The sequence below is a fragment of the Enterobacter cloacae complex sp. IR5441 genome, assembly GCF_049238215.1.
In the GTDB taxonomy this organism is placed as follows: Bacteria; Pseudomonadota; Gammaproteobacteria; order Enterobacterales; family Enterobacteriaceae; genus Enterobacter; species Enterobacter hormaechei_C.
The window spans coordinates 1-8,941 of record NZ_JBMKIA010000063.1; the positions used below are offsets into that span (position 1 = coordinate 1).

Below are 8,941 nucleotides of genomic sequence, written 5' to 3' on the forward strand. Positions count from 1 at the left end.
CATTGAGTGCGATTACAATCGCTGGCGTCGTCACAGTGCCTGTGGCGGCCTCAGCCCGGAACAATTTGAAAATCAGAATCTCGCTTAGGCGCGTGTCCATATTACGAGGAGAGGATCACCCAAAGCTTTGACGGCTGGTTCCCACGTTTTTTTTCCGAACCACAGTATGCCAAATCATCTTTAACTAAGTTTCTCGGTGAGTCCTTAGTATGGGAAGAAGATTCAAGTAATGCTCTATGAGATTACTTATTATAAATTTTTCTATTAATCTCCATGGAGTGATATATGAATTTGGCCTATTTTTTATTTTTGTCTATAACTGTTATGCTTACGAGCTTTATTATTAAATCACTTGTCGTATTGGTAAAGTTCAAATTACTTCGTGATGAACGTCTCGAATATACCAGCAATAAAAATATTGATGAGATGTACGATTTAATGAATGCGAAGGAAGAAATCCTCATAAGGCATCATAAGCAGATGTTGGCATTGCATCTTTCACTATTAATATTCGTTCTATTTATTGCTTACATTTACTAAAAATAATTTTATTCAACATTTCAACAAAGGGTTTTCAATGGAAAGCTTCGAAACTGAACAAATGATTCAATATGCTTTCTACATAAATATCGTAATAACGACTGGTTTGGCATGGTTTTGCTTGCGGTCAGGATTGCATTACAATTTTTTCAGAAAAGCAGAGAGTGCCAGAACAAAAGGGCTGAGTAGTACCTCTACTGAACACGGTCCAGCAATTGTGAGAATAAAGAAGCTACAAGCATTAGTAGATTTTATTAGTAACTGTGCTTTTCTAATCCTTTCAATTGGCACAGCTTATATTTTGTATTTTTGGATCCACAGTTAACTCATACAAGGTAACTTCGGCAAATAACAACTTCTAATGCAGGACTTTAATAACTATAACGGATGCTACATGAAAAACGACAGTTTAATTACGCGGTATAAAATACTTAAAGGCGAACGCGATGAGTCTATCTTCACCATAATAATCGCGCTAGTAGTAAAGCTGGGGCTGGTAGCCCTGGCATTCTATCTGTTGCTTGGTTCCACGATTGATTGGTCAAGCTGGAAAACCTATGCCGCCATGTTGATCTTTGGAGCATTTCTCTAAAAGGATGACCACGGCAATACCAGGTCAGACAACAAGGTCGTTAGCATGATCGTTGGAAGCAACGGAAGCACCTTGAAAAAGGTCGGCAGCACTATAAAATCCATCAGCAATGCACACAAATAAACTACTGGTATCTTAAAATGAAAGTGAAAGAGTTGATCGCCATGCTGAACGAAAGAGACCCTGAGGCAATTGTTCTGATTTCCGGCTATGAAACGATCGGCGGCACGGAAGTCGCAGAAGCTGATTTGCTCATTGATATGCAGTCAATATGCTTAGAACAGGCTGATAATCTCACAGGAAACCGTAAAGTTGTTTCTTCCGGTGGTGAAGATTCAGTTTGGTTAGGCTGGAAAGATGATTACCGTACAAAGGTGTTTTTAGAAGATGCCCAAATTCCTGATCAAGATGAATGACGGTCAGCGTTGGCTTCAAAGGCAATCTATCAGTACGTGAAACGTAAATGTTAAAAAATAACCACATATGAATCAATAACTTATGTCAAAGCTAAGTAGAGATGTCCGGGGTGGGGCAAAGTTCAAATGTCCTTTGATAATATTGAATTCCTGGATAAAAATCGCATCTTAACCTCTTCGTTTGAGTACCTTGTTGGGTTGACCCCGTATTCGCTTTATTTGTAGTATTGGGCTGCTTTGAAGTGTTTCATGTTCAAACGCGACGTGTTCTGTAAGTTCTTCCTGACAACAGAGCCGACAATATATACACATCCGCTATGGAGAATCTGACAACCGCTATGCGTATTACGCCACCCTGAGTTTTTCCTTCCTCTGTCGTACTGAGCAAGCCTCAGCACGCACTCAATAACATCCCGTCTGCGGATGTGCTTTACCGTACGTAAAAATGTAGCCCTCCAGGGCTGACTGTATCTAAAAACTGAGAAATTACTATGTTGCTGTCCTCGACGCGTAAGGACTGGCTGGGTAACGTCCGTGGTGACGTTCTGGCCGGTATTGTTGTCGCGCTCGCACTCATTCCAGAAGCGATCGCCTTTTCCATTATCGCCGGTGTTGATCCCCAGGTGGGCCTCTACTCGGCGTTCTGTATTCCTCTCGTTATGGCCTTCTTTGGCGGACGTCCGGCGATGATTTCGTCCTCCACCGGTGCAATGGCTCTCCTGATGGTGACGCTGGTGAAAGATCATGGCTTACAGTATTTACTGGCTGCCTCCATACTGACCGGGGTATTCCAGCTGATAGCCGGATATCTGAAGCTTGGCGGGCTGATGCGTTTTGTTTCACGCTCAGTGGTCACGGGGTTTGTTAATGCACTGGCAATACTGATTTTTATGGCCCAGTTGCCTGAGCTGACCAATGTGACATGGCATGTTTATGCCATGACTGCGGCAGGGCTGGGGATCATCTATCTCTTCCCTTATATCAACAAAACCATTCCTTCACCGCTTGTGTGCATCGTGGTGCTGACTGGGATTGCCATGTGGCTGCATCTGGATGTGCGAACCGTCGGGGATATGGGGAAACTTCCCGACAGTCTGCCGGTCTTCCTGCTCCCGGACGTGCCTTTAAATCTTCAGACGCTGCTCATCATCCTGCCATATTCTGCGGGGCTTGCGGTGGTTGGCCTGCTTGAGTCGATGATGACCGCCACTATCGTGGATGACATGACCGACACGCCAAGCGACAAAAACAGGGAGTGCAAAGCTCAGGGCATCGCGAACATCTGCACATCCTTTATCGGAGGAATGGCAGGCTGCGCGATGATTGGGCAATCTGTTATCAACGTAAAATCCGGTGGACGCGGACGACTTTCAACCCTCACGGCGGGCGTGGTGCTGCTTTGCCTGATTGTGTTCCTGCGCAACTGGGTCTCCCAAATTCCGATGGCAGCGCTGGTCGCGGTGATGATTATGGTTTCCATCGGGACATTCTCCTGGCGCTCCATTGCCAACCTGCGGACACACCCCCTTTCAACCAGCGTGGTCATGCTTGCCACCGTCGCGGTTGTGGTGGCAACACATAATCTGGCCTTCGGTGTGCTGACCGGTGTACTGATTGCTTCGCTCAATTTTGCCACTAAAGTATCCCGGTTCATGCGTGTAACCTCAGTTCTGGAGGGGACGAGCCGGACGTATACCGTCACCGGCCAGGTATTCTTTGCATCAGCAGACCGCTTTACGAGCCACTTTGATTTCCGTGAAGCGATTGAGAATGTGGTGATAGACGTTTCACATGCCCATTTCTGGGACATCACGTCCGTCAGCGCCCTGGATAAGGTGGTCATTAAGTTCCGTAGAGAGGGCGCCGGGGTTGAAATACGTGGGATGAATGAAGCCACCCGCACCATCGTTGACCGGTTTGGTGTTCACGATAAACCTGAAGAAGTCGAAAAACTGATGGGCGGTCATTAACAGACTGGAGGGAAAACTATGAATAATACTGTTACAGCCTGTGTGGACGGTTCACTTTCAACGCGGTCAGTGTGTGAATATGCGGCGTGGGCAGCCCGCACTTTGCAATCACAGCTAGCACTGTTGCACGTTATCGAAAAAGACAGCACCCCGGTAGTGTCAGACCTGACCGGCACTCTCGGCATAGACAGTCAGCAATTGCTGACCGATGAGCTGGTAGAAATTGAAGGGCAACGTAATCGCCTGCTGATGGCCCAGGGGAAAGCAATACTGGAAAGTTGTGCTGAACTGCTTCAAAAACAGGGAAGCCCGGATGTGCTTTTGATGCAAAAACACGGTACACCGGATGAAGTTCTGGCAGAGCTGAGCGACCTTCGTCTCATGGTGCTGGGGCGTCGGGGTAGCCAGCATCCGGTAGGCTCTCATCTGGAAAGCGTTATTCGTCTGCAAAAGAAACCCCTACTGGTTGTTCCGGAGAACTACTCAGTGCCTTCCAGAGTCATGCTGGCTTATGATGGCAGTGAAGAAAGCAGGAGTAACCTGGAACGTCTGACGATGAGTCCCTTACTCAGGGGGCTGGAGTGCCACCTTGTCATGGTAAACGGTAAGAAGGAAGAGCTGCTGACCGCACAGCAAATTTTACGTGACGCGGATATAGAAAACAGCACAACACATCTTACCGGGCAATCAGTCGGGGACGCGCTTATTCGTTACGCCGAGGAAAATGCTGTCGATCTGATAGTGATGGGGGCCTACGGTCATTCCAGGTTGCGGCAGTTCTTTATCGGTAGTCATACCTCCGAAATGCTGCAAAAGACGCAACAACCGCTTCTTATCCTCCGTTAGCACTGATTATCTTAAATAAAAAAGGGCGAGTTCTCTCGCCCTTCGTCACAAGAACACGTTTAGTTCAGCCGGTTACCTTTTTCATCAACTACCTTCTCACCGTCCTCTTTCGTGAACGCGCTTTTCTGCGCATCGGGAAGAATATCCAGCACGACTTCAGAAGGGCGGCATAGCCGGGTACCCAGCGGCGTTACCACGATAGGGCGATTGATCAGAACAGGGTGCTGCAACATAAAATCGATTAACTGCTCGTCAGTAAAGCGGTCTTCCGCCAGCCCTAACGCTTCAAAAGGTTCGACATTCTTACGCAGCAGCGCTCGTACCGTGATCCCCATATCCGCAATGAGTTTTACCAGCTCAGCTCGTGATGGTGGGGTTTCAAGATAATGAATAACGGTCGGCTCTGTACCGCTGTTGCGGATCATTTCAAGGGTATTGCGTGACGTGCCGCAGGCCGGGTTGTGATAAATGGTAATGTTGCTCATATCAGTATCTCATTACAAAGTGAAAGACAGACGAAGCGCCAGTGCTGCAAGCGTGACAAACAGCACGGGGATTGTCATGACAATGCCCACCCGGAAGTAATATCCCCAGGTAATTTTGATATTTTTCTGCGACAGAACGTGCAGCCACAGTAACGTTGCCAGACTGCCGATAGGGGTAATTTTTGGCCCCAGGTCGCTGCCGATGACGTTGGCGTAAATCATCGCTTCTTTGATAACACCGGTCGCTGTGCTGCCATCAATCGACAGCGCCCCGACCAGCACGGTCGGCATATTGTTCATCACTGATGACAGGAAGGCCGTCAGGAAGCCCGTACCCAGCGTTGCCGCCCACAATCCCTGCTCTGCCAGCTGATTCAGCAAGGAAGAGAGATAGTGGGTCAGACCGGCATTTCGTAAGCCGTAGACCACCAGGTACATCCCCAGCGAGAAGATAACGATTTGCCAGGGCGCACCACGCAGCACCTTACCGGTGTTAATGGCATGCCCTTTTTTCGCAACAGCAAACAGAAGCAATGCACCAGCGGCTGCGACCAAACTGACCGGTACGCCCAGCGGCTCCAGTCCGAAGAATCCCACCAGAAGCAACACCAGAACCAGCCAGCCGGTTTTAAAGGTATTCACATCACGTATAGCGTCTTTCGGTTCTTTCAACAGAGAAACGTCGTAAACGGCGGGAATGTCCTTACGGAAAAACAGATGCAGCATCACCAGCGTAGCCGCAATCGCGGCCAGGTTAACCGGGACCATCACGGCGGCATATTCTGAGAAACCAAGCTTAAAGAAATCCGCCGAGACGATATTCACCAGGTTTGAGACAATCAGTGGCAGGCTTGCCGTGTCAGCGATAAACCCTGCGGCCATGATAAACGCTAAGGTTGCTCCCCGGCTGAATCCCAGCGCCAGCAGCATCGCGATAACGATAGGTGTCAGGATCAGTGCCGCACCGTCGTTGGCAAACAGTGCCGCAACCATCGCACCAAGCAGGACGATCCAGGTGAAGAGCAGCCGCCCCCGGCCATTCCCCCAACGGGCAACGTGCAGCGCGGCCCATTCAAAGAAGCCGGATTCGTCGAGCAGAAGACTGATGATGATCACGGCGATAAAGGTGGCGGTCGCATTCCACACTATCTGCCAGACCACCGGAATATCCCCCAGATGAACGACGCCAGTCAGCAATGCCAGAATTGCGCCCAGTGAGGCACTCCAGCCAATCCCCAGCCCTCTGGGTTGCCAGATAACCAGGACGAGCGTGAATAAAAAGATAGCACCAGCCAGTAACATCAGAAACTCCATTCACATTTGTTTATTCGGATATATATATCGCCATCAGCAGGAGACAGATGCCACGCTACTGAGCTTGTTGCGTATGTTTTCTCGTTCACAGTTCCAGGCTGTATCAATAATACCCGCAGCCCATGCTGGCATGTGTGGCGACAGTCGGTAATGCACCCATTTTCCTTCGCGACGGTCGATGACCAGCTCGGCTTCACGTAAAAGGGCCATATGGCGAGAAATTTTTGGCTGAGACTCTGCGGTTGCCGCACAGATGTCACAGACGCACATTTCACCGGACTCCCTGAGAAGCATCACGATAGTTGAACGGGTCTCGTCGGCGAGCAGTTTAAAAAGCTGAACAGGCTGTAGCATGCTTAACCTCGTAAAAAAATAACAATACATATGGTATTTCATATGTGATAACTTTTAAAGCATAGCTTATGAAATGGAGATTTTTTATGACCGACTTACCAGCAATCGAACCGGCTTATTTTGATGATGCGCTTGCCAGCAAACTTACGGGCAACAACGAAACCATGCCGCGAATTCTCATCCTGTACGGTTCAGTACGAGAGCGGTCCTACAGTCGTTTTGCAGCGGAAGAGGCCGGGCGGTTGCTGGCAAAGATGGGGGCTGAGGTGAAAATATTTAACCCATCCGGTCTGCCGTTACCCGATGATGCGCCCGAAAGTCACCCCAAAGTGCTTGAACTCCGCGAGCTGGTCAGGTGGTGTGACGGAATGGTCTGGAGTTCTCCGGAAAGACATGGCGCCATGAGCTCGGTGATGAAGGCCCAGATTGACTGGATACCCCTGAGTGAAGGTGCTGTTCGTCCTTCCCAGGGTAAAACGCTGGCCGTCATGCAGGTTTGTGGTGGTTCACAGTCGTTTAACACGGTCAATCAGATGCGGATACTTGGCCGCTGGATGCGGATGTTCACCATCCCCAATCAGTCGTCAGTGCCAAAGGCATGGCAGGAATTTGATGATGAAGGGCGCATGAAACCCTCACCCTGGTATGACAGGATTGTCGACGTTACCGAAGAGTTGTTCAAAATGACGTTACTCCTGAAAGGGCACACAGCCTACCTGTCCGACCGCTACAGCGAAAGGAAAGAGAGTCATCAGGAGCTCGCGGCACGGGTCAATCAGGCCAAAATCTGACAGCCAGGCATGCCCGGATGGATTACCGGGCTTTAAATCGGTTTCTTCCCAAATATCTCTTCAGAGCGTGACTGAAGTTTCACCAGGGCATTGAACATATCGTCCTGATCCAGGGAACGCTGGGATTTCTTCGTCGTGGGAGCTTTACGCCTGCGAGAAGGGCCGTCTCCGGATGGTACGGATTGCGACCGGTTATTATCCCGCTCGGCCTGGACCAGCTGCGCCATTTCCAGGGCCCGCCCCAGACGTTTGTTATCCACAATGGCCCCCTGATCGATTTCAGAAAGCTTGTCATAGGTGGAGTAGGGAAGTGATACGCCATTAAGCCGGAGCTCTTTATGTCCATCCGGGTAATGCCAGACATCGATGTATTTACCAATCGCCCGACGACTGAATTCGCTGTCTTCAATCAGATAAAGGACTTTGTCGTATTGCACTGTGAGTGATTTCGACACTTTACGAGCTTCACGCCAGTTAAATACCATATCAAGATCGTCATCGACATCCAGTTCCCGATGAACATCAAACGCCTGGCGAGGCGCTTTTGCGAAACGACGGTTGTAATCGTTCATGAACTCTTCGGCAAATGCGTTCGCAGCTTCCATGGAACTGATGCCCTGGAGCCTGAGCTCCTTGACCAGTCGGTCCTGAAGCGTCAGGTGCGCCCGTTCAACGCGGCCTTTGGCAGCACTGGTTTCTGCACAAATGGTCTGAATGTTCAGTTCATGCATCGCACGGCCAAACTGGGTATCGCCGTCGCCGCCGGTTGCATTTTTATTGTTGATCCTGAATACGCTGGCTTTGTCGCTGTACAGCGCAAGCGGTTTGCCATGTTTTTCAATATAGCCCCGGGTCGCTTCAAAATAGGTGAAAGTAGACTCAGATTTCACGAAAAGAAGCTGCATTAAACGACTGGTTGCGTCATCAACGTAAACCAGTGCCGTACACTTAGGTCCCCGATTTTCAAACCAGTGGTGGTCGCAGCCGTCGATTTGTATGAGTTCACCGGCACAGGCACGGCGGTAACGAGGTTGCTGAATTTTTGGCGCACGTTGCTTACGTGGGACCCACAGACTGGCCTGAGTCATCAGCTTACGGACGGTTTCTTTGGAAAGATGAACACCGTGCACCTCAGACAGTTTTTCACAGGCCAGCGTCGGACCGAAATCGTTATAGCGTTCGCGAATAATGTTCAGCGCGTATGCGGCCAGTCCCTGAGGCAACTGGTTGTTACTGGATTTACCACGACGGCGGCTGGTCATGCCAATCGGACCATCTTCACGATAACGCGCAAGCAGACGACGGCACTGACGGTCGGAGATACCAAGCCGCTGAGCTGCCATTTGTGTTGTCAGACGCCGGTCGATGACATCCTGAATGATTTTGAGTCGGTTAACTTCATCCAATGTGAAAAACTCCGCTGCGAGAGCCGTCATGGTAATCCTTACTTGATTATACACGCCGGACATCTTAACTTAGCCATTATCGGACATTACAACTTTGCTACTACAACTTATGTCTAGCCAATGTTGAAATGTCGTGCTGAAAACAAAGCTGACCTGACGTCAGTGGAGAGTCTGGACAATGCCTTTTTAAGGTTGAGTCAGGCTTTGGAGGAAGAACGTGGTTGCCA

Annotated in this window: 10 protein-coding genes; 6 read left to right on the forward strand and 4 right to left on the reverse strand. The window is 49.4% G+C overall.

Annotated elements, in window-relative coordinates; genetic code table 11:
- The 5 genes from ACOTX5_RS25675 to ACOTX5_RS25695 form a co-directional block, all read left to right on the forward strand.
- Positions 1-88, forward strand: an 88-nt coding sequence (locus tag ACOTX5_RS25675) for an IS3 family transposase (RefSeq protein ID WP_135618312.1), incomplete at its 5' end; no start/stop codon positions are given.
- An 846-nt stretch (positions 89-934) separates the two neighbouring features.
- Positions 935-1,132 (forward strand): hypothetical protein, encoded by a 198-nt coding sequence (locus ACOTX5_RS25680; protein WP_001371914.1) that lies wholly within the window; start codon positions 935-937, stop codon positions 1,130-1,132.
- A 140-nt stretch (positions 1,133-1,272) separates the two neighbouring features.
- The gene (locus ACOTX5_RS25685; protein ID WP_000864986.1) at positions 1,273-1,548 is read left to right on the forward strand and encodes a hypothetical protein; all 276 of its coding nucleotides are present in this window, start codon (positions 1,273-1,275) and stop codon (positions 1,546-1,548) included.
- A gap of 491 nt (positions 1,549-2,039) precedes the next feature.
- On the forward strand, positions 2,040-3,518 hold the full coding sequence (locus ACOTX5_RS25690; RefSeq protein ID WP_000927306.1) for a SulP family inorganic anion transporter: 1,479 nt from the start codon (positions 2,040-2,042) through the stop codon (positions 3,516-3,518).
- Between the two features lie 18 nt (positions 3,519-3,536).
- Entirely contained in the window at positions 3,537-4,364 is an 828-nt protein-coding gene (locus ACOTX5_RS25695) for a universal stress protein (RefSeq protein ID WP_001066652.1), read from the forward strand.
- Between the two features lie 59 nt (positions 4,365-4,423).
- On the opposite strand, the gene arsC is transcribed toward ACOTX5_RS25695, so the two are convergent.
- From arsC to ACOTX5_RS25710, 3 genes are read right to left on the reverse strand one after another with little or no spacing between them, the layout of a single operon-like run.
- Positions 4,424-4,849, reverse strand: coding sequence for a glutaredoxin-dependent arsenate reductase (gene arsC / locus ACOTX5_RS25700; RefSeq protein ID WP_000065802.1), 426 nt, complete (start codon positions 4,847-4,849; stop codon positions 4,424-4,426).
- A gap of 12 nt (positions 4,850-4,861) precedes the next feature.
- On the reverse strand, positions 4,862-6,151 hold the full coding sequence (locus tag ACOTX5_RS25705) for an arsenic transporter (protein ID WP_000922628.1): 1,290 nt from the start codon (positions 6,149-6,151) through the stop codon (positions 4,862-4,864).
- Positions 6,152-6,196: 45 nt separating this feature from the next.
- Positions 6,197-6,517, reverse strand: coding sequence for a transcriptional regulator (locus ACOTX5_RS25710; protein WP_000941305.1), 321 nt, complete (start codon positions 6,515-6,517; stop codon positions 6,197-6,199).
- 86 nt (positions 6,518-6,603) lie between these two features.
- Between ACOTX5_RS25710 and arsH the strand changes: the two genes are divergently transcribed.
- Positions 6,604-7,308 (forward strand): arsenical resistance protein ArsH, encoded by a 705-nt coding sequence (gene arsH, locus ACOTX5_RS25715; RefSeq protein WP_000130816.1) that lies wholly within the window; start codon positions 6,604-6,606, stop codon positions 7,306-7,308.
- Between the two features lie 32 nt (positions 7,309-7,340).
- On the opposite strand, the gene ACOTX5_RS25720 is transcribed toward arsH, so the two are convergent.
- Positions 7,341-8,744 (reverse strand): ISNCY family transposase, encoded by a 1,404-nt coding sequence (locus ACOTX5_RS25720; RefSeq protein ID WP_000125668.1) that lies wholly within the window; start codon positions 8,742-8,744, stop codon positions 7,341-7,343.
- Positions 8,745-8,941: the final 197 nt, after the last annotated feature.